Source organism: Archangium lansingense, from assembly GCF_026626635.1.
Lineage (GTDB): Bacteria > Myxococcota > Myxococcia > Myxococcales > Myxococcaceae > Archangium > Archangium lansingense.
The window spans coordinates 12,896,594-12,914,466 of the sequence record NZ_JAPNKA010000001.1 but is presented as its reverse complement, the minus strand read 5'-3'; the positions used below and the strand labels follow the sequence as shown (position 1 = coordinate 12,914,466).

Genomic DNA, 17,873 nt, shown 5'->3' with positions numbered 1-17,873 from the left:
TCCGAGAACAATTCCCACCTTTCGCCACGGGGAGGGGTCAACGAGGAGAACGGCATGCGGAGAGCCATCTGGATGGCGCTGGCCTTCATGGGGACTGCCCCTCTGGTGGCCCTGGCGCAGCAGAACACGGGAACCGCCCCGGCGGCGAGCCCTTCGGGAGCGGGCAGCGTCGAGCAGGGACAGGACACGGCGGCCACGCAGGCCCCCTGGGCGCCCAGCCAGCAGTCGGCCGGGACCGTGGGGACGACGCAGGGACAGCCGGCGACGGGAGGCGCGGGGATGCAGGGCACCCCCGTGCAGGGCGGACAGCAGGTGGGGGCCGGTGGGACGGAGACGGGTGGAAGTGGAACGGCGGGCCCCACGTATCGCGGCACTCCGGAGCAGACTCCGTCCGCGGCTCCCCCGGTGGACATCACCACCCGCGTCGGACCCGCGCAGGGTGAGCAGGCCGGAGGGGCGGGAGCGGGCACCGTGGGAACGGGCGGCATGGACCTCTCGGCGATGCGGCGCGAGCTGAGCATGCTGCGCCAGCGCGTGGCCAGTCTGGAGGCCGAGGTGGATGCCCTGCGCGGGACGGGCGGCGCGGGCGGCGGTACTGGCACCACGAACACGGCGGACATCCAGGTCCAGGGTCCCGTCGCCGTGGCCTCCGCGGTGTTCGACGGCCGGGTGGTCGACGTCACGCGCAAGCACATCGATATCGTCGATACCTCGGATGGCACCTTCTATCGGCTCACCCTCGACGACAAGACGCGGGCCTTCGTGGGGCCGGACCTGAAGCGCATCCCCGTGGAGCAGATCCCCGAGGGCACGCCGGTGCGCACCTCGTTCGCGCTCATCTCCGGCGTCGAGCACGCGCGCAACATCGTCACGCAGCCCGGCCAGCAGCAGGGCTCGCCCCAGGGCCAGCAGGAGCAGGCGCCACAGCCTCCACAGCAGCAGCGCACGCCTCCGCAGTGAGCCTCAGCCGAGCTCCAGCAGGTTCAGCGACTGGATGAGGGGCTGGGGCATCTCCCACAGCCCCGCCTGGTGCTGATAGCCCACGTCGAAGGCATTCAGGACGGCGGGCCAGCGGTCCGCGAAGAGGGCCCAGTTGTACTCGGTCGGCTTCGAGGTGAGGAAGTTGTGGTCCCGGTCCCGCTGCCGGTCGGTGTAGTCGCTGAGCTCCCAGGCAACGGGGCCGAGCGGCAGGCGCAGCGTCGGCGTCATCGCGAGCATGAGGTCCAAGCGGGACACCTCGCCCTCGCGCTGGGTGGACGGAGTGAAGGCCGGCTGCACGGAGTTGTGCTGCTCATGCCAGGCCAGGTAGTTGTTGGCGAAGGCGATGCGCCCATCCCGGTCCGAGGCGTTGCCCGACTGGCGCGCGTCCTCGAAGAGCGCAAAGGCAGCCACCAGCAGACTCCGCCCGCCCACGTCGGGCAGCACGCTCGCGAAGTCCGTGGGCTGGGGCGAGGCCTTCACGTGCTCGAGCGCGTACACCCAGGCTCGCTGGGCCTCGTCGGCATGGGCTCCGTCCAGCTCGAAACCCTCCACCACCTGGGCCGGCCTCACCGCGTTCCCGCCCGAGCGCCCGCGCCAGTCGAGGTACGCGCGCGCCGCCGTGGCGATGTCCCCGAAGATGGCCACGTTCCCATCGAGCAGCAGCTGCTCCAGCGTGCGCGCTACTGCCTCGGCCTTTTCGAGCGGCGTGGCTCCCGGCGCATCGTGGAGCACGCGCGCGACACGCCAGGTGGTGATCCACAGGGTGCGTGGATCCGCGAGCACATCGAGGTTGGCCGCGCTCAGCAGCGTGCCCAGGGAGGCGGCCACGTCGTGCGACAGGCCGAACCACCGCAGCGTGTCCGCCACCTTCTCCGCGACGAGGCGATCCGGACCGGAGAGACCGCCACGGTCCAGGGCTCGCTGTACGGACGGGGCGGGTTCTCCCTGGGCGGCGTCGATGATGGCCCGAGCGAGGTACGCTCCGAGCATCCCCTTACCGGCCTCCAGCGAGGCATGGGGGGCGAAGGCGAACCAGTTGCAGAGGACGCCGCTGGTGCCACCGGGCCGGAAGTCGGGGTCGAGCAGCGCCTGTATCTCCCCGGCAATCTGGATGTAGCCCTGGGTGATGCGGTGGTTGGTCTCCAGCGAGCGGGACGTATCGGCCACCAGCCAGGGCGCGGGCGCACGGAGGACGTTCTTCGACAAGGGCTCTTTCCCCATGCCACGCGAGTCTACCGGACACACGGAGGTGGCATCCGAGTGCACGAAGCCTCCTCGGAGGCTCGGAGAGCAGCCCGTGAGCCGCTCCGTTCGTTCTACGCCCCAGGCACCTGGACCGGTTGCTCGTGGGCGTCCGCCGCCCAACGTTCTATCGGAAGAAGGGAGCGCGGCGCACATGCGAAAGCCGACCTGGTGGGACTTTGGAATCGCGGTGCTCGCCCTGGTGCTCGTGTGCGGCGCCGCGCAGGGAGAGGCTCAGTACACTCAGTACCCCGCGAACCCGGAGGGAGACGACACCCAGGACTCGCGTACCACGGGGACGTCGGACGGGATGGGCTCCGACCAGGGGCTGCCGACCGGCACCACCGCACCGCAGACGGGGGTGGGCACGGGCGGCTCCGGGATGGGGCCGGGGACGGACGCGGGGCAGGCGACAGGGCAGGCGGCGGACACGCAGGATGAGACGGTGGCCACCCAGCAGCCCTCGCAGGCCGACGCCCAGCAGCGGGTGGAGATCGCCCGGTTGCGCGCGCAGGTGGCCACGCTCGAGCAACAGCTTGCGCAGATGCGGGTGGCGCTCGCACGGGCACAGGCCGCCGCGCAGGGTGAAGAAGGCCGCGGCCAGGGCGTGGGAGGCAGCGGCCAGGGCGTGAGTGGCAGCGGGACTGGTGGGACTGCGAGCAGTGGCGACCCGAACGCCGAGGCACCAGCCAGGGCTGCCGGAGTCGGTTCCTCCCCGTCCACGCCCGGGGGCGCGGGCGGTGGAGGCACTGCAGGGGGCTCGGCGGCCGCCCCTAGTGCCGAGGGCTACGCGGTAGCCACTGTCATCCACAGGGGACGCGTGCGCTCGGTCAATCCGCAGCAGCTCGTCATCGAAGAGGAGGGCGGAGACTCCAACACGCTGTCACTCGCCCAGGACGTGCGTGTCACCCGGAATGGGCAGCAGATGTCCCTGCGCAACCTCAAAGAGGGCTCCATGGTGCGCACCTCGGCGGACCTCTATGCCCGCGGCAACCCGGTGACGAGCATCGAGGTGCTGTCGGCCCCCGCCGGCTCCGGCAAGTGAGAGGGCGCGGTCGCCTTCGGCGGGGCGTTACTCCGGCAGCTTGATGCCGGAGAGCCGCTGGTAGAGCTCCACCGCGAAGCCATCCGTCATCGCCGACACGTAGTCCGTCACGCACAGCAGCCGCTGGTACGGCGTCAGCCTCTCGATGGCCTCGTCCCGGTTCTCCAGGTAGGGCCCCGGCCGCTGGAAGACCTCCAGAGGGAGGAGCTGCCGCAGCTTCTTCTGCTCCCGGTCCGGCTTATCCGCCAGCACCGCGGGCGCGAACATGTCCAGCAGTCCGCCCAGCGTCTTGAAGCCCGCCGCTTCGATTTGCAGCACCCGCTCGCTCTCGTAGCCCTTCTTCCGGGTGATGTCGGTGATGGCCTTGTGCTTCTCGTCCACCTCGGGCCGCGCCGAGACCAGGGGCTGTTCGAAGCGCCCTACCTCCATGGCCTCCACGTGCTCCTCGAAGGCAGTCACGCACTCCTGGATGAGCGCGAAGATGGCTCCCGCGCGAGCCCGCCCCAGGCGCGACTCCCAGTCCACCTTGTCTTTCAAGGGATGGAAGCCCGGCTGCAGCGCCGCCACGTCCTCCAGCAGCGAGCATGCCTCCTCCATCGAGATGAGGCCCAGCTTCGCCGAGTCCTCCAGATCGATACACGCGTAGCAGATGTCATCCGCCGCCTCGACGAGGAAGGCCAGCGGGTGGCGGCTGAACACGTCCGGCTCGCGCTCGGTCAGCCCCAGCGTGCGGTACACCTCGCGAGCGAGCTGCGCGTCCTCCTGGAAGAACCCGAACTTCTTCTCCGAGATGCGCGCCTTGTCCTTCTCGCGCCGCCCCGGCAGCACCGAGGGCCTCGGGTACTTGCTCATCGCCCCCACCGTCGCCACGGTGTAGCGCAGTCCGCCGTCCCGGTTGCGCGCCTGCAGCCGCGTGAGGATGCGGAAGCCCTGCGCGTTGCCCTCGAAGCGCACCAGGTCCTGCTGCTCGCTCTCCGTGGCGAACGGGTTGCTCGGGCACGTGGGTCGCTCGGGCGAGTAGGGCGGGAAGCGCTTCTCCACCCAGTGCTGGATGGCCGCCTCTCCCGAGTGTCCGAAGGGAGGATTGCCGATGTCATGCGCCAGGCATGCCGCGGCCACGATGGTGCCCAGGTGCGGCGGCTCCACCCTCACGTCCCGCTGCTTCAGGGCCCGTCCCGCGAGCTGCCCCAGGGAGCGCCCCACGCTCGAGGCCTCGATGCTGTGCGTCAGCCGCGTGCGCGTGTAGTCGCTCGTCGACAGCGGGAACACCTGCGTCTTGTCGTGCAGGCTCCGGAAGGCGCTCGAGAAGACGATGCGGTCGTAGTCGATGTCATACGCCGTCCGCTCGTCCCGGTGGTCCTGCGGTAGGGGCCGGTCCTTCTTGTCCCCCACGCGGTGCGGGGAGAGGAGCTGCTGCCACCGTTCGGTTCGTTGATTGCTCACGGGTGCCTCGTGCTGGGCGGTGGGGGGACACGCCCATCCTGCGGTGGGGGCACCTCGGGGCAAGTTTCCCGGCGGCCCCGCGGCGGACGGTCTTTCGAGAGGCCAGTTTGCCTCACGGCTCCCACGTCCCCTGGTGGGGGGCACCCAGGCTCAGGCTGCGCCCCTTCCAGGACCCGATGACTCGCGAATCGAGCACGGGTTTTTCCAGTTTCATGGCGAATCTGTGCGTTTGTTGAATTTTGAGAAACCGAGTGCTTCCCTACTGTCTCCCCCGCCAGCCGAGGAGGCGTCGTATGAGGAAGCTGTTCCGGTCACTGTGTTTCGCCCTGCCCGTCATTGGGCTCATGGAGCCCTCCAGCGCATGGGCCCAGACGAAGGTGCTGTTCGAGGCGATGCACGCGCAGACGGCGGGCAACGCGGACTGGGTGTTGGACGAGGACTCGTGCGGCACTGCCCAGCGCTTCCCCACGCCCGCGCAGAGCGGCATCACCGCCTCCACCCCCGAGACGTACTGGGGCGGCGCTTTCTCCTCGTTCGGTGTGGACCTGGTGAAGAAGGGCTTCTCGGTGGAGAGCCTGCCCACGGGCAGCCGCATCACCTACGGCGACGCCTCCAACGCGCAGGATCTCACGAACTACAAGGTCCTCATCCTGCCCGAGCCCAACATCCGCTACACCACCGCGGAGCGCTCGGCCATACAGGCCTTCGTGAGGAACGGAGGCGGCCTGTTCCTCATTTCCGACCACTGGAACTCGGACCGCAACAACGATGGCTGGGACTCGCCGGAGATTCTCAATGAGCTGATGACGGGCGTCTCGTGGGGCCTGCACTTCCAGGAGAACACCGAGCCGGACAACTGGTTCAACGACAACCCGAACTCGAAGTTCACCACGGACACCTCGTCCCCCATCGTCCACGCGGGTGCCTATGGCAAGGCCACGGTGGGCAAGGGCCTGGGCCTCTTCGGCTCCACCTCCATCACGATCAACCCCACGGCCAACCCCAACGCCAAGGGGCATGTGTGGATGACCACCGGCACCGTGGGCGCCAACACCCGGGTGACGTTCGCCACCTCCACCGATGGCACGGGACGCATCGCGGCCATCGGTGACTCCTCGCCCGCCGAGGACGCCACCAACGGCTGCGGCCATACCACCCACAACGGCTGGAACGAGACCCTGTACGACAACGCGCTCATCCACCTCAACGCGGTGGCGTGGCTGGCGGGCGCGGGCGGCGGCGGCGGCGGGAGCTCCGATACCACCCCGCCCACCGCTCCGAGTGGCCTGAGCGCCTCGGCGGCCTCCTCGAGCCAGGTGAGCCTGAGCTGGACGGCCTCCACCGACAACGTGGGCGTGGCCAGCTACAACATCTACCGCAGCACCGACAACGCCAGCTTCTCGGCCGTGGCCAGCACCAGCGGCACCAGCCACGCCGACAGTGGCCTCACCGCGAGCACCACCTATTACTACCGCGTGACGGCCGATGATGCCGCGGGCAACGAGTCCGCCAACAGCAACACGTCTTCGGCCACCACTCCGGCCGCCAGCAGCCCGGCGAAGGTCATCCTCAACGAGATTCTCGCCAACGAGTCCGGCTCCGTCACCGCCGGCGAGTTCATCGAGCTGGTGAACGTGGGCGGTACCTCCATCGACATCAGCGGCTGGAAGGTGTGGGACAGCAGCGCGGCGCGGCACACGTTCGCCACGGGCACGGTGCTCGGCGCGGGCAAGGCCATCGTGGTGTTCGCCGCTGCCTCCAGCATCCCCTCGGGGACGACCAACGCCGTGGGCGCCTCCTCCGGTCAGCTCAACCTGTCCAACAGCGGGGAGGCTGTCTCCGTGCGCAACGCGGCCGGTACCACCATCGACTCGTATACCTACTCGAGCACGCTCTCCGGCACCGACGGCGTGTCCATGAACCGCAGCCCCGACGCCAGCGCCACCGGGAGCTTCGTGCTGCACACCTCGCTGTCGACGGCGGGCTCCTCGCCCGGCAAGCGCGCCAACGGCACCGCGTTCTGAGCTGGCGCGACAGGTGATGAGGTAGAGGAACGGGCCGCTCTTCCACGAGGAGGAGCGGCCTTTGTCGTCTCATCTGCGCCGTACCCGCCTCCCGCTGTAGGTCGCGCTAAGCCCCCGGACATGGTTTCTGTCCACGTCTGGCTCGGTGCGAAGAGGCGGGCGGCTTCCGGGCGCGAACTCGAGCAACTGGTCCGATGGTCGGACCAGTTGGGACAACTCGCGGCCGGAAGGTGCAGCGCGCCACCGCCCCCCCTCCATCCGCGGTGGCCTCATGGCGAGGGATGGACAACATCTATGTCCGGGCGTTTAGGACTTGCGGCCTGGCCCCGTACGCGTTGCCGCGCTGACGACGGCGGCGAGCGCATCGAACGCTTCGTCCGCGACGGCGCGGATGTCTCTGTCGCCGCTCTCGGCCCACGTCATCATGGCCGCGTCGACTGCGCCCATCGACACGGTGGCCGTGAGGCGCGCGAGCATCGGGGCTTTTGGACCTTTCGGAAGCCTTTCGGCGATCGCCGAGGAGAGCTGCCCTATCCACTGATCCTGGGTGACCAGGAAGCGCCCGCGGAGCGAGGGGGTCCGGTGGATGAGTTGGATCATCGCCCGGCTGCGTTCCGCGTCGCTGATGAGCCGATCGATGACCGAACCCATGGCGAAGCGCAGCGACAGGAGCGGCTGTTCGTCCCGCGGACGAAGCCGAAACGCGGTCAGCAGCGCGGTGCCTGCTTCATCGAACTGGGACGTGACCACTTCCTCCTTCGTCGAGAAGTAGCGGAAGAACGTCCTCTTGGAGATACCCGCGGCCTTCGCCAGGTCGTCGATCGTGACGTCATCGAAGCCGCGCTCGATGAGCGGCGCCGCGGCAAGCTCCGCGATGTTTGCCCGGGCCAGCTTTTGCTTTCGCTCCTGCAGAGACCCGGGGTCCGGGGGGGATTCCTTCGCCTTCATCCGCGTAGCTGAACCTACTTCCCGGACCGCGGCAATCTTGGCGCGTCGTGTTGCGGATGACACCAAGTGCCAATATCGTCTTGGGGTGGCAAAGGGAGACCTCTGATGCTCAACCCCCGCTTCCTGTCCGCGCTCTCGCTCTCCGGGTCGAAGCCGTCGGCGCGCGTCGTCGCCAGAGGCCCCTCGGGCATCCGGTGTTTTTCGGTGGCGAACGGGTACATCGTCTCCTCCGAGTCGACGGTCCCGTCGGAAGGGTTGCTGGACCTGCTCGCCTCGGAGGAAAGGCTCGACCGCGGACTCGTCGAGCCTCTCGGTGCGGCAGCCGCGAAGCGAGGCCTTCCGCCCGAGCACCTCCTGCTCGAGGAGAAGTTGATTCAGCCCGCGGAGATTGTCGGTGCCCTCGAAAGGCTGGCGACGGTGCGGTTCCGGGCGGCGATGGTTGACGAAGGGCAGGCCGCAGCGGCAGCCGGGGGCGTTGGCCGTGGGACGATCCGGCTGCACCTCGGCGCCTTGCTGCTCGAGCAGTTTCGCGCGCTGCCATCCGAAGTCGTCCGGCAATACCTCGGCGTCACTTCCGGAGCGTTGAAGCTTCACGCCGGCGAGGAGGCCTTGGGCGCCCTCCGCCTGCAGCCCGCCGAACTTCGAGCCGCGCGCCAGGCGGAGGTCTTCCTCAGCGGCGTGCAGAACGAGCGAGCCGTGCGGCTCGGCGGTGCCCTTCTCGCGCTGGGTCTCGCGACCTGGCATCCATAAAAGAAAGGCACGGAGCCGCTGCCAGCCCTTCGCCAACCCACGGCGGGAGGGCCGGTCTGCGGCTATTTCACGAGAGCCGCAGGGGCAGGGCCTTGAGTCCCCGCAGCCCGATGGAGCCGCGCCAGCGCAGCTGCTGCTCGGGCACGGCGAGCTTCATCTGGGGGAAGCGTCGCACCAGGTGCTGGAGCGCGATGGTGCCCTCCAGCCGCGCCAGCGGCGCCCCCAGGCAGTAGTGCACGCCCATGCCAAAGGCCACGTGGCGGTTGGGCTTGCGGGTGATGTCGAGCGTGTCCGGGTTCTCGAACACCGACTCATCCCGGTTCGCCGAGGCCAGCAGGAGCATCACCGTGGAGCCCCGGGGAATCACGTGCCCCTCCAGGTGGATGTCCTCCCGGGCGAAGCGTGGCGAGGGCTGGTCGACGGGGTTGCCGTAGCGCAGCAGCTCCTCGACCGCGGAGCCGATCAGCTCGGGATTCTCGCGCAGCTTCTGGAGCTGCTCCGGGTGTTGCAGGAGCGCCAGCGTCCCATTGCCGATCAGGTTGACCGTGGTCTCGTGCCCTGCCAGCAGCAGCAGGAAGATCATGGAGACGAGCTCGTCCTCGCTGAGACGGTCTCCCTGCTCCTCCGCCAGCACGAGCGCCGTGAGCAGGTCATCCCGGGGGTCGGTCTGGCGCAGGCGGATGAGCTTGCGGAAGAAGCGCAGCATGTTGAAGGCGTTGGGGGTCTGGAGCAGGAACCCCACGGGGCTGGAGAGGTTGTCCAGAAAGCCGCCCATCTGCCGGTGGAACGTCAGCCGATCCTCCTCGGGAACGCCCATCATCTCCGAGATGACCGTGAGGGGCAGGGGAAGCGCGAAGTCGGCGAGCAGGTCGACGGTCTGCTTCTTCTGGGCCGCGTCGAGCAGCTCGCCGACGATCTTCTCCACCGCCTGCTTCATCTCCTCGACCCGCCGGGGGGTGAAGGCCTTGTGCACCAAGTCTCTCAGGCGGCGGTGATCCGGGGCGTCGGTGGCGAGCATGTTGTTCTTGAAGGCCCGGAGCAGCGAAGGCACCCACCAGCGGTCCAGTGGATCCTTGTCCCCCTCGATGTTGCGGCGGTCATTGGCGAGGCGTGAGTCCGTGAAGGAGCTTACGATATCGTTGTAACGCGTGAGGTAGTAGCTCTTGCCGAAGAGGGGGTGTTTGACGAGAACGACCGGTGACTCCTTCCGCAAGCGGGCATAGGTGGGGTACGGGTTGGCCCGGATCTCTGGGGTCTTGAGGTTGATTTCAGGGGTCATGGGTGTTCTCTCCGAGGTGGGTCTCTTCAGCTCTTGCGCAGCCAGAGCGAGCGGGGCCCGCGCAGGAAGAACGAGCCACCGTAGTCGATGCGCTCGGGCTGGCGCGAGGCGAGGCCCAGCCGCGGGGCGCGCTCCATCAGCTCCTTGAGCGCCACGGGGGCCTCCAGCCGCGTCAGCGGAGCACCCAGGCAGAAGTGGATGCCGTGGCCGAACGACATCAGGCCGTTGGTCTCGCGCTCGGGGTCGAAGCGCTCCGGGTTGGAGAACTTGCGCGGGTCATGGTTGGCGGACGCCAGCAGCGCCATCACCGAGGACCCCGCGGGCACCTTCCCGCCGCTCAGCTCCACGTCCTGCGTGGTGCGGCGCAGCAGCCCCATCACGGGCGAGTCGTAGCGCAGCGTCTCCTCGGACACCCGGGCGCAGGCCTCGCGCGTGGGGTTGCGCCGCAGCCAGTCGTACTGCTCCGGATTGCGGATGAGCGCGAGCAGGCTGTTGCCGAGCAGGTTCGTGGTCGTCTCGTTGCCGGCGATGAGCAGGATGATGGCGAAGGAGTTCACCTCCTGGGGAGTCAGGGGCTCGGCGCCCTCGCCGCCCTGGACGAGCAGGGAGATGAGGTCACCCGTGGGCTCACGGCGGCGCTTCTCGGCGATCTCCGCCATGTAGTCGCGCATCTCGTGGGCGTTGCGGACGACCTCCTCCGAGGGCTTGCCGTCGCGCAATGTCTGAGCGCCGGAGTGGATGAGCGAGTCGCTCCAGCGCTTGAAGTCGCGGCGCCGGGAGACCTCGATGCCGAGCATCTCCGAGATGACGGTGACGGGCAGGGGCGAGGCCAGCCCGTCCATGAAGTCGAACTCCTCGTGGGCGGTCATCTCCGCGACGAACCCCTTGGAGAGCTCGAGCACGCGGGGCTCCATCTCGGAGATTCGCTTGGGGATGAAGGCGCGGCTGACCAGGCCCCGCAGCCGCGTGTGAACGGGCGGATCCGAGTTGACCAGGTTGGCCACCGAGCCATCCAGGGGGGAGCGATCCTTGGCCAGCTGGCCTTTGACGCGGATGTCCACCGAGGAGAACAGGGCGGGGTTCTTCAGGACGTACGTCACGTCCTCGTAGCGGCTGACGACGTGGGCCTCGAGGCTCTTGAGCCAGAAGAGGGGCGCCTTCTCGCGCAGCTCGACGAAGTAGGGGTAGGGGTTGTTGATGACCTCGGGGTCGAGGACGTCGAACTTGTCCAGCAGGCTCATGGTGTGGCTCCTTTGGAGGGGAACGACAGGGTCGACAGACAGGGGCGGGGATCAGCGCGGGGCGGCGCCTTCCAGGAAGCACCGCAGCAGGGGCGCGAGCAGCTCGTCGGTGGGCACGGGTTGCTTCGCGAGGAGCTGGCGCAGGACGAGGCCGTGCGTCATGTCCAGCAACATCGCGGGGTAGTGGCTGGCGTCCTCGGGCCTCAAGGCGCCTTCCTTCACGCCCTGCTGGCCGAGGTGCTCGAGGCGAAGGGAGACCTCGCGCCACATCTTCAGATGGCGGTCCAGCTCCCCTTCCCGGGAGGTGTCGCGCTGCAGCGAGTTCTCCAGCAGGAGGGAGAACAGCCGGAAGTGCGTCCGGGAGTAATCCAGGATGCAGCGGAGGAACCCGTGCAGCCGCGCGCGATAGGGAGACGGCTGGCTGCGCTCCAGCTCCGCGTCGAGCTGGGCCAGCAACTCGCCCCCGCGCACGTCGCGCAGGGCCTCCAGGAGCTGCTGCCGGTCCTCGAAGTAGTTGTAGAGCGTCCCAACCGAGACCCCGACGCGCGCGGCGATGTCGTCCATGCGCGCCGCCTGCAGGCCCTGCTCGGCCAGCACCTGCTCCGCTGCGTCGAGGATGGCGGCCCGGGCCTCCTCCTTCATCCGCATCCGCAGCGCCTGGGGTTTGCTTCGAGAGGTTGAGCGCGAGTTCATCAAGTTGAACCAATATACAAAATCAGGACTAAGCGGTTCAAGTGGAGCAATCCGAGGGGCCGAGCAGGCGCCCGCACGGACGTTCAGGAGGCAACAGAGGCCGCCTCCGTCCCGAGGGGTGTTGGCTACCGGAGCCTCGGCCTGGCGCCGAGGCGCGGCCGGGTCGGCCCGAGGGCGATAATCCCGCGCATGGCCACGTCGAATGCGACCGCCCAAAGTGCCTCTGGCTCGGACCTGCCCGATGTCGTCCTGTCCGAGGGCAGCAAGGGTCCGGATGTGCAGCGCCTCCAGTCCGTGCTCACCCGGCTCGGGTACCTGAGCGGCAAGGCGGATGGGGACTTCGGGCCGAAGACGAAGCAGGCCCTCCTGCGCTTCCAGCGGGACTGGCGGCTCACCGCGGATGGCGAGTACGGGCCCCGGACACGTGCCGCGCTCCTCAAGGCGCTGGTGCCCGTGAAGAAGCCGCCCGTGGTGTCCAAGCCCTCCCAGAATCAGGACTCACGCCAGGGCGTGGCCATCGACGCCATCATCCTGCATCACACCGGCACCAACCGCGTGGGCGTGGACCTGGCCACGCTGCGCTGGGTCCGCGGCTCCAACCGGGTGAGCGCGCACTACCTCGTGGGCCCCGATGGCACCGTCTACCAGCTCGTGCCGGACAACCGGGCGGCGTGGCACGCGGGCCGCTCCTCGCTGCATGGGGAGACAGTGCCCTCCGTCAATGCGCGCTCCATCGGCATCGAAATCACTAACGACGGCACCGGCCAGACGCCCTTCACCGAGGCGCAGTACCGCGCACTGGAGCAGCTCGTGCCGTTCCTGGTCCGGCGCTACCAGGTGCCGAAGCAGAACATCACCGGCCATCGCGACGTGGCCCCGGGCCGCAAGACGGACCCCGCTGACAACTTCGACTGGTCTCGCATCCGCCGTGCCGTCGACGCGGCCGTCTGAGTGCTCGTCCGCCCTTCCTCCCAGGTGCCGGGGTCCGCGTGGTGCCCCGAGCCCCGTCCCTACCTTTGGGAGAGGAGGAGGTGTTTTCCATGACCAACCTCAGGAAGGCAGCCCGTCGGCTCATCGAGGAGGTTTACGGCGAGGGCCAGGTGGAGGTGCTCGACGAGCTGTGCCACCCCGGCTATGTGAGTCATGACCCGTTGGTGGGTGACGCGGACCTCGCGGGCGTGAAGGCGTACGTGCGTCTGCTGCGCGCCTGCTTCCCCAACCTGGAGGTGCGCATCCTCGGCCTCTACGTCGACGGAGAGACGGCCATTACCTGGTGGAGCATGGAGGGGAATCTCGCGCGTCGGCTGCTGGACGTGGAGCCCCAGGGCCAGCGCATCCACATGGAAGGCATCACCGTCTCCGAGTTCGAGGACGGCCGGCTCATCGAGGACACGAGCCACTGGGACACGTTTGGCTACCTGCGGCAGCTCGGGCTGGTGCGGCCGCTGGGACCCATGGCGCGGGTCACCGAGGAGGGGGCTCGTCCCGGATCCTCCCAGGCCTGATCCACGGCTTCGCCCTCTGACGCGGGGCGCCAGGGGCTTGGGCTCATACCCGCCGTGTGGGGATTCCCACGGGCTGAGAAGGTGAGGGGGACGCAACTCGCGGGCCCCCTCCGGCGATAATCCCTCAACGGATTTTCCCGAGCCTTCCGCCGGAGCCCCCCATGAGCATCATCGACCGCGGCCGTAACCTCATCAACACCGTGCGCACTGGCGCGCAGAACGCCGTCGAGAAGACGCAGCAGGTGGCGAACACGGTGACGAACAAGGTGGCCGACACCACCCAGCGCGTGGGCCAGTTCGTCGACAGCTTCGAGGACAAGGCCTCGAGCAAGGTTCGCGAGCTGAACAACCAGCTGCTTGGCGGCTCGAAGCCGGACCGCGTGTACGACGGGCACCTGGTGGGCGCTGGTGGCCAGACGTTCCCGCCGGGCACGTCGCTGAGCGACATCCCGGGCGTCACCCCGCGCAACAACCCGAACCCCACCGAGACGTTCATCTACGTCAACGGCATCGCCAACACGAAGGACCAGCAGTTCGGCAGCATGCAGGCGATCGCCGACCGGACCGGCGCGAAGGTTGTCGGCATCCACAACTCCACCGAGGGCATGGTGGCGGACCTCGCCCAGTGCGTGAAGGACAAGCTGGACAAGGGCCACAACCCGGCCGTGGACTCCATGGCGGACACCGTCTACTCGGAGCTGAAGGCCGGACGGGGCGTGCACCTGTTCGCCCACAGCCAGGGTGCTCTGGTGACGAGCCGCGCCCTCAATGACGTGGCCAACCGGCTGCGCATCGAAGATGGGATGTCCAAGGCGGACGTGGAGAAGCTGCTGAGCAAGGTGCAGGTGGAGACCTTCGGTGGCGCCGCGGCGAACTTCCCGGATGGCCCCCAGTACGTGCACTACGTCAACAACAAGGACCTCGTCCCCACGTGGTTCGGCCAGGGCAACGGCTCGGGCGTGGACGAGTGGGCGCGCAACGGCGGCAAGGGCGCGGTCATCCACCGCTTCGAGCACGGCTCGGGCCTCAATGGCGCGCACGGGCTGGGTGATGCGTACCTGCCGCAGCGCGTGCCGTTCGACCAGGCTCGCGCCGGCCAGTTCAACTAACCAAGGGAGCCTCGCCCCATGCTGCAGTGGATTCTGACCGCGGTGGGAATGGCGCCGCCTCCGCCTCCGAGCGGGGGCGTGATGACGCGCGAGTCGGCGCAGGAGTTTCTGCGCTGGTACACGCGGTCGGAGGGGGCGGTGCTGAGCCCTGGCCTCAACGAGCAAGGCTTCGGTGGCATCACCCTGGGCTCGGCGCAGGTGTATTTCGAGTACCACGAGGACACGAAGACGCTGGAGTGCAGCGCGCTCGTCTACCGCTTCAAGGAGCCGCCCAAGCCGGGAGTGTTGGAGGGCTTCGAGGCCGAGGCGCGTGAAGGCACGGACACCGGCGGTGGCACCGTGGACTACGAGCGGGAGAACCGCGGCCTCTTCCTGAGCCGCAACTACACCCAGGTGCCGGACGGGAGTGCCTTCGCCAAGGAGATGAAGCGGCTGGCGAAGGCGAGCCTCGTGTGGGGCGATGAGGTGTTGGACCGCGTGGCCTCGCGCGTCTTCCACCCCGAGGAGCTGGAGAAGCCCTGAGTCACGCGGCGGTGCGGTTGTTGTCGTCTCCCGAGGGGCGCGAGAGCGCCTCCACCCAGCGCTCCAGTGAGTCCAGCAACGCGCTGCGCTGCTCGCCTTCCATGGGCAGCAGCAGCCGTGCCAGGCGCTCCTGCACCACGGCGTCGGCCTGGTCGGCCGCCTCGCAGCCCTTCGTGGTGAGCCGCACCATCACGTGCCGCTTGTCCCCGCGCATGCCTCGGTGTCGTGTGACGAGCTCCAACTCCTCCAACCTGTCCAGCAAGCGCGTCATGGGGGGCATCGCCATGCCCATCCGCTCGGCGAGGCCGCTGACGGCGAGGAAGCCCTCGGCGCGCAGCCACCAGAGTGCTTGAAGCTGCCGGGGCTCGAGCTCCGCATGCGGAATCTCGTCCAGCGGATTGGAGAAGGCGCCTTGCCGGGCCAGGTCGACGAAGAGATTCCTCAACCGCGCGACCACCACACGCACCTCGGACGCCAGCTCCGACATGGAAATGCCTCCTGTCCCTTGCGGCCTGAGAGTTCTTCGCTGAAGTCCTGAACGAGCGGGAACCGCGGGCATATCGGGTGCCCCAGCGGTTAGGCTGCCGGCCCCTATGCACTCCTTCTCTCTCGTCGTTCTCGTGGTGGTGGCGCTCGCGGACGGTGGCCCGGCTCCAGAGCCTCGGACCCAGACGCCAGTGGCGGCCCAAGGGGCGAATGTACCCGCTCCCTTGCCGGAGCCTCGCTGGACGGGACTGCCCGGGTGGCTGGGCTTCGCCACGGTGAAGACTGGTGCGGAGACCCAGAAGTATTGGACACCCGCGCACCCGAAGGCCCAGGTGGTGCTCTTCACCGACGTGTGGAAGGACGTCCCCGCGGGCACGAAGGTGCGGCTCGTCTCCTCGGCCGGGCCGAGCGAGGGCGCCTACCTGGGCACCTCGGACGAGCTCTACGGGTGTGACGGGAACGTGGCCACCTTCGCCGGCTTCTCCTCCGACAAGCCGCTGCCCGAGGGCCCCGTCTGGGTGCTCCCGCACAATGGCACCGAGGGGCTCACCGCCCTGCCGGTGAAGGAGGTTCCGGCGAACTCGCTGGGCACCGCGCTGCCCAAGGGCAAGAAGGCGGCGAGCAAGGACCTCCGGGCCTACGATGCCGGAGGGCTCGGCTTCCTGCTGACGAAGACGGGCAAGCTGCGCGGGCAGCTCACCGTGTTGCTCGGGGGCAAGAAGGTGGGCACGGACTCCATGTCCAAGGGCGAGATGGAAGGCAGTGAGCGGTCGCCGCTGAACCTCTACGACAAGGAGGAGGTGGGCGTGCCGCACCCGGAGGCCGCCTTCCAGCTGGGCAAGGAGGGGCCGGTGGTGGTGGTGCTTGGCACTCGCCGCTACGAGGGGCACGTCTTCACGGTGGCCGTGCGGCGCGGCGACAAGGCCGAGCTGCTCAAGGAGGACTCCGAGACTCCGTACTTCTGCGCCTTCTGATAGGGAGGGGCCATGGCGCGCTCGCTGCCCAGGCCCTCTCGCGGTACCGCCCTCGTGACCCTGCTCGTGGCGGGGCTGCTGGGCGTGCACGTGCTGCTGGCCTCTCCGGGAGGAGACCTCTCCCATCATTATACGGACCACCTGCGGCACATGGCCGAGTCGCAGGCGCTCGTGGAGCGGGGCTTCGCCATCTACCGGCAGCCGTATGGCGAGGCCGCGCGCGGCCTGTTCCCCTGTCCCGAGCACGAGTGGCTGTTTCCAGATCGCACCGCCCCGTACCCGCCGCTCGGGATGCTCCTGCACTGGCCGCTGGGCTGGCTGGAGCGTGCGGGGTATCTCGCGCCCGCGACGGCGCACCGGCTGATGACGCTCCAATGGCTCGTGGTGGCGCTGGCCGCTGGGCTCCTGGGCCTCGTGCTGCTGCGGCCCCATGGACGGTGGGCACTCGCCGGGGGCGCGCTGCTCCTGATGCCTGGCCTCGTGGGCTCAGGCGCGAATGGCTTCTACGACGTTGCGTATGTGCTCGTTGGTACCGCTGCGCTCCTGGCGCTCACTCGGGAGCGGCCCGCCACAGCGGTAGTGCTGCTGGGCCTCTGCGCGGCCGTGCACTTCCGCGCGCTGGTGTTTGCTCCGGTGGGGCTCTGGGCGCTGCTCGCGGCGTGGCGCGCCGGGCGGGGTAAGGCGCTTGCGTCCGGAGCCGTGGCGGTGGGGCTCGTCCTCACCGCGGCGGCGAGCGCGGCTGCCCTCTCCGGCACGCTGGAGACCATCCCCGCCGACAACCCCGTGCACGTCTCACATCTGCTGCGGGGTAAGTCCTCGCCGCCGGCCTTCATCCTCCTGGCGCTCGGTGTCTCCGGGTACCTGCTCCGCCACCGGTACCTCTGGTCGGCGCTCACCGTGCTCTCGGGGGCGCTCGTGGCCCTGATGGATCGCTCGCATGGCTACTGGCACGTGCTGCCGCTGCTGGTTCCCGCCCTGGTGCTCGCGGCCGAGCGGCCCGCGTCAGCGCCACCCGCCCCGCGCCTCTGGTGGGCGGCCTGGGGCTGGGCACTGGTGGGCGCGCTGATTGCCTTCCGCTATCCCCTCACGCCCTACTGGCAGTGGCTGGTGGATGTGATTCGGGGCCACGTGGTGTGACGCCGGGTTACAGGCCGCGCTGCCGGGTGGCCTCGAGCCCCGGGAAGTCGGGCGCCGCACGCTTGAGGGCCTCCTCGAAGGGCTGCGGCTCCAGGTAGACGCGGATGAGCTCGCCCGTGCGCGAGAAGAACTTCACCACCTCGGCGGTGAAGTGCATGAACTTGCTGCGCGTGAGGATGCTGACGCTCTTGAGCGCCGGGCGATAGTTGCTGAACCACTCGGTCCACGCCTCCTGCACGGGCAGGTTGGCACCGGTGATTTCATCCATCTCGATGAACACCTCGATGGGCGCGTAGCGGCTGATGTCCTCGCGCAGCTCGTCCATGGGCGCGGTGCCGAACTCACCCTTGTCGTACCCCACGATGCGCATGAACACCACGCCCGGGCGCGGCCGGTGATAGGTGAAGCTGCACCGCTCGCTCGACAGCCGCACCGCTCCGCACTCCAAGGTCTCTCGCTTGAACGACACTTTGGACGACACCCTGGCCTCCTGG

General features: G+C 68.8%; 18 protein-coding genes. 10 read left to right on the top strand and 8 right to left on the bottom strand.

The genetic code is table 11. The annotated features are described in order from the left end of the window. Positions 1 to 54 precede the first annotated feature (54 nt). Positions 55 to 960 carry a coiled-coil domain-containing protein gene (locus OV287_RS51970; RefSeq protein WP_267541549.1) on the top strand — a complete coding sequence of 302 codons (906 nt, stop codon included), beginning with the start codon at positions 55 to 57 and terminating at the stop codon, positions 958 to 960. Between the two features lie 3 nt (positions 961 to 963). On the opposite strand, the gene OV287_RS51965 is transcribed toward OV287_RS51970, so the two are convergent. After that, the gene (locus OV287_RS51965; RefSeq protein ID WP_267541548.1) at positions 964 to 2,187 is read right to left on the bottom strand and encodes a hypothetical protein; all 1,224 of its coding nucleotides are present in this window, start codon (positions 2,185 to 2,187) and stop codon (positions 964 to 966) included. A 190-nt stretch (positions 2,188 to 2,377) separates the two neighbouring features. Between OV287_RS51965 and OV287_RS51960 the strand changes: the two genes are divergently transcribed. Continuing rightward, the gene (locus tag OV287_RS51960; protein WP_267541547.1) at positions 2,378 to 3,268 is read left to right on the top strand and encodes a hypothetical protein; all 891 of its coding nucleotides are present in this window, start codon (positions 2,378 to 2,380) and stop codon (positions 3,266 to 3,268) included. Between the two features lie 27 nt (positions 3,269 to 3,295). On the opposite strand, the gene dgt is transcribed toward OV287_RS51960, so the two are convergent. Further along, on the bottom strand, positions 3,296 to 4,711 hold the full coding sequence (gene dgt / locus OV287_RS51955; RefSeq protein WP_267541546.1) for a dGTP triphosphohydrolase: 1,416 nt from the start codon (positions 4,709 to 4,711) through the stop codon (positions 3,296 to 3,298). Between the two features lie 293 nt (positions 4,712 to 5,004). Between dgt and OV287_RS51950 the strand changes: the two genes are divergently transcribed. Beyond that, positions 5,005 to 6,735: a lamin tail domain-containing protein gene (locus OV287_RS51950; RefSeq protein WP_267541545.1), complete on the top strand. Its 1,731-nt coding sequence runs from the start codon at positions 5,005 to 5,007 to the stop codon at positions 6,733 to 6,735. Between the two features lie 306 nt (positions 6,736 to 7,041). Here OV287_RS51950 and OV287_RS51945 read toward each other — a convergent pair whose 3' ends face one another. After that, positions 7,042 to 7,683, bottom strand: a complete 642-nt coding sequence (locus tag OV287_RS51945; RefSeq protein WP_267541544.1) for a TetR family transcriptional regulator — start codon at positions 7,681 to 7,683, stop codon at positions 7,042 to 7,044. Positions 7,684 to 7,788: 105 nt separating this feature from the next. Between OV287_RS51945 and OV287_RS51940 the strand changes: the two genes are divergently transcribed. Continuing rightward, the gene (locus OV287_RS51940; protein ID WP_267541543.1) at positions 7,789 to 8,433 is read left to right on the top strand and encodes a hypothetical protein; all 645 of its coding nucleotides are present in this window, start codon (positions 7,789 to 7,791) and stop codon (positions 8,431 to 8,433) included. A gap of 67 nt (positions 8,434 to 8,500) precedes the next feature. On the opposite strand, the gene OV287_RS51935 is transcribed toward OV287_RS51940, so the two are convergent. The 3 genes from OV287_RS51935 to OV287_RS51925 are packed head-to-tail and all read right to left on the bottom strand — an operon-like array spanning position 8,501 to position 11,646. Continuing rightward, positions 8,501 to 9,712 carry a cytochrome P450 family protein gene (locus OV287_RS51935; RefSeq protein ID WP_267541542.1) on the bottom strand — a complete coding sequence of 404 codons (1,212 nt, stop codon included), beginning with the start codon at positions 9,710 to 9,712 and terminating at the stop codon, positions 8,501 to 8,503. Between the two features lie 26 nt (positions 9,713 to 9,738). Next, positions 9,739 to 10,953 (bottom strand): cytochrome P450, encoded by a 1,215-nt coding sequence (locus OV287_RS51930; protein WP_267541541.1) that lies wholly within the window; start codon positions 10,951 to 10,953, stop codon positions 9,739 to 9,741. Positions 10,954 to 11,004: 51 nt separating this feature from the next. Then, a complete protein-coding gene (locus OV287_RS51925) occupies positions 11,005 to 11,646 on the bottom strand; it encodes a TetR/AcrR family transcriptional regulator (protein ID WP_267541540.1) in 642 nt (213 codons plus the stop codon). 189 nt (positions 11,647 to 11,835) lie between these two features. Here OV287_RS51925 and OV287_RS51915 point away from each other — a divergent pair, with 189 nt between their 5' ends. The 4 genes from OV287_RS51915 to OV287_RS51900 all read left to right on the top strand — a co-directional run bounded on the left by OV287_RS51915 (position 11,836) and on the right by OV287_RS51900 (position 14,782). Continuing rightward, positions 11,836 to 12,597 (top strand): peptidoglycan recognition protein family protein, encoded by a 762-nt coding sequence (locus OV287_RS51915; protein ID WP_308809807.1) that lies wholly within the window; start codon positions 11,836 to 11,838, stop codon positions 12,595 to 12,597. Positions 12,598 to 12,686: 89 nt separating this feature from the next. Then, on the top strand, positions 12,687 to 13,151 hold the full coding sequence (locus tag OV287_RS51910) for an ester cyclase (RefSeq protein ID WP_267541539.1): 465 nt from the start codon (positions 12,687 to 12,689) through the stop codon (positions 13,149 to 13,151). Between the two features lie 161 nt (positions 13,152 to 13,312). After that, entirely contained in the window at positions 13,313 to 14,260 is a 948-nt protein-coding gene (locus OV287_RS51905; RefSeq protein ID WP_267541538.1) for a hypothetical protein, read from the top strand. 81 nt (positions 14,261 to 14,341) lie between these two features. Further along, on the top strand, positions 14,342 to 14,782 hold the full coding sequence (locus OV287_RS51900) for a type III secretion system chaperone (protein ID WP_267542585.1): 441 nt from the start codon (positions 14,342 to 14,344) through the stop codon (positions 14,780 to 14,782). Position 14,783: 1 nt separating this feature from the next. Here the strand turns inward: OV287_RS51900 and OV287_RS51895 are convergent, their stop codons facing one another. Continuing rightward, a complete protein-coding gene (locus tag OV287_RS51895) occupies positions 14,784 to 15,269 on the bottom strand; it encodes a MarR family winged helix-turn-helix transcriptional regulator (protein WP_267541537.1) in 486 nt (161 codons plus the stop codon). A gap of 106 nt (positions 15,270 to 15,375) precedes the next feature. Between OV287_RS51895 and OV287_RS51890 the strand changes: the two genes are divergently transcribed. Both OV287_RS51890 and OV287_RS51885 read left to right on the top strand, forming a co-directional pair. Continuing rightward, positions 15,376 to 16,242, top strand: coding sequence for a hypothetical protein (locus tag OV287_RS51890; protein ID WP_267541536.1), 867 nt, complete (start codon positions 15,376 to 15,378; stop codon positions 16,240 to 16,242). A 12-nt stretch (positions 16,243 to 16,254) separates the two neighbouring features. Continuing rightward, positions 16,255 to 17,379: a hypothetical protein gene (locus OV287_RS51885; protein ID WP_267541535.1), complete on the top strand. Its 1,125-nt coding sequence runs from the start codon at positions 16,255 to 16,257 to the stop codon at positions 17,377 to 17,379. Between the two features lie 7 nt (positions 17,380 to 17,386). Here the strand turns inward: OV287_RS51885 and OV287_RS51880 are convergent, their stop codons facing one another. After that, on the bottom strand, positions 17,387 to 17,860 hold the full coding sequence (locus tag OV287_RS51880; protein WP_267541534.1) for a hypothetical protein: 474 nt from the start codon (positions 17,858 to 17,860) through the stop codon (positions 17,387 to 17,389). Positions 17,861 to 17,873 lie beyond the last annotated feature (13 nt).

Coding starts and splice junctions, on each gene's coding strand:
- OV287_RS51970 (WP_267541549.1), top strand. CDS start 55: ATGCGGAGAGCCATCTGGATGGCGCTGGCCTTCATGGGGACTGCCCCT.
- OV287_RS51960 (WP_267541547.1), top strand. CDS start 2,378: ATGCGAAAGCCGACCTGGTGGGACTTTGGAATCGCGGTGCTCGCCCTG.
- OV287_RS51950 (WP_267541545.1), top strand. CDS start 5,005: ATGAGGAAGCTGTTCCGGTCACTGTGTTTCGCCCTGCCCGTCATTGGG.
- OV287_RS51945 (WP_267541544.1), bottom strand. CDS start 7,683: ATGAAGGCGAAGGAATCCCCCCCGGACCCCGGGTCTCTGCAGGAGCGA.
- OV287_RS51940 (WP_267541543.1), top strand. CDS start 7,789: ATGCTCAACCCCCGCTTCCTGTCCGCGCTCTCGCTCTCCGGGTCGAAG.
- OV287_RS51935 (WP_267541542.1), bottom strand. CDS start 9,712: ATGACCCCTGAAATCAACCTCAAGACCCCAGAGATCCGGGCCAACCCG.
- OV287_RS51930 (WP_267541541.1), bottom strand. CDS start 10,953: ATGAGCCTGCTGGACAAGTTCGACGTCCTCGACCCCGAGGTCATCAAC.
- OV287_RS51925 (WP_267541540.1), bottom strand. CDS start 11,646: ATGAACTCGCGCTCAACCTCTCGAAGCAAACCCCAGGCGCTGCGGATG.
- OV287_RS51915 (WP_308809807.1), top strand. CDS start 11,836: ATGGCCACGTCGAATGCGACCGCCCAAAGTGCCTCTGGCTCGGACCTG.
- OV287_RS51910 (WP_267541539.1), top strand. CDS start 12,687: ATGACCAACCTCAGGAAGGCAGCCCGTCGGCTCATCGAGGAGGTTTAC.
- OV287_RS51905 (WP_267541538.1), top strand. CDS start 13,313: ATGAGCATCATCGACCGCGGCCGTAACCTCATCAACACCGTGCGCACT.
- OV287_RS51900 (WP_267542585.1), top strand. CDS start 14,342: ATGACGCGCGAGTCGGCGCAGGAGTTTCTGCGCTGGTACACGCGGTCG.
- OV287_RS51895 (WP_267541537.1), bottom strand. CDS start 15,269: ATGTCGGAGCTGGCGTCCGAGGTGCGTGTGGTGGTCGCGCGGTTGAGG.
- OV287_RS51890 (WP_267541536.1), top strand. CDS start 15,376: ATGCACTCCTTCTCTCTCGTCGTTCTCGTGGTGGTGGCGCTCGCGGAC.
- OV287_RS51885 (WP_267541535.1), top strand. CDS start 16,255: ATGGCGCGCTCGCTGCCCAGGCCCTCTCGCGGTACCGCCCTCGTGACC.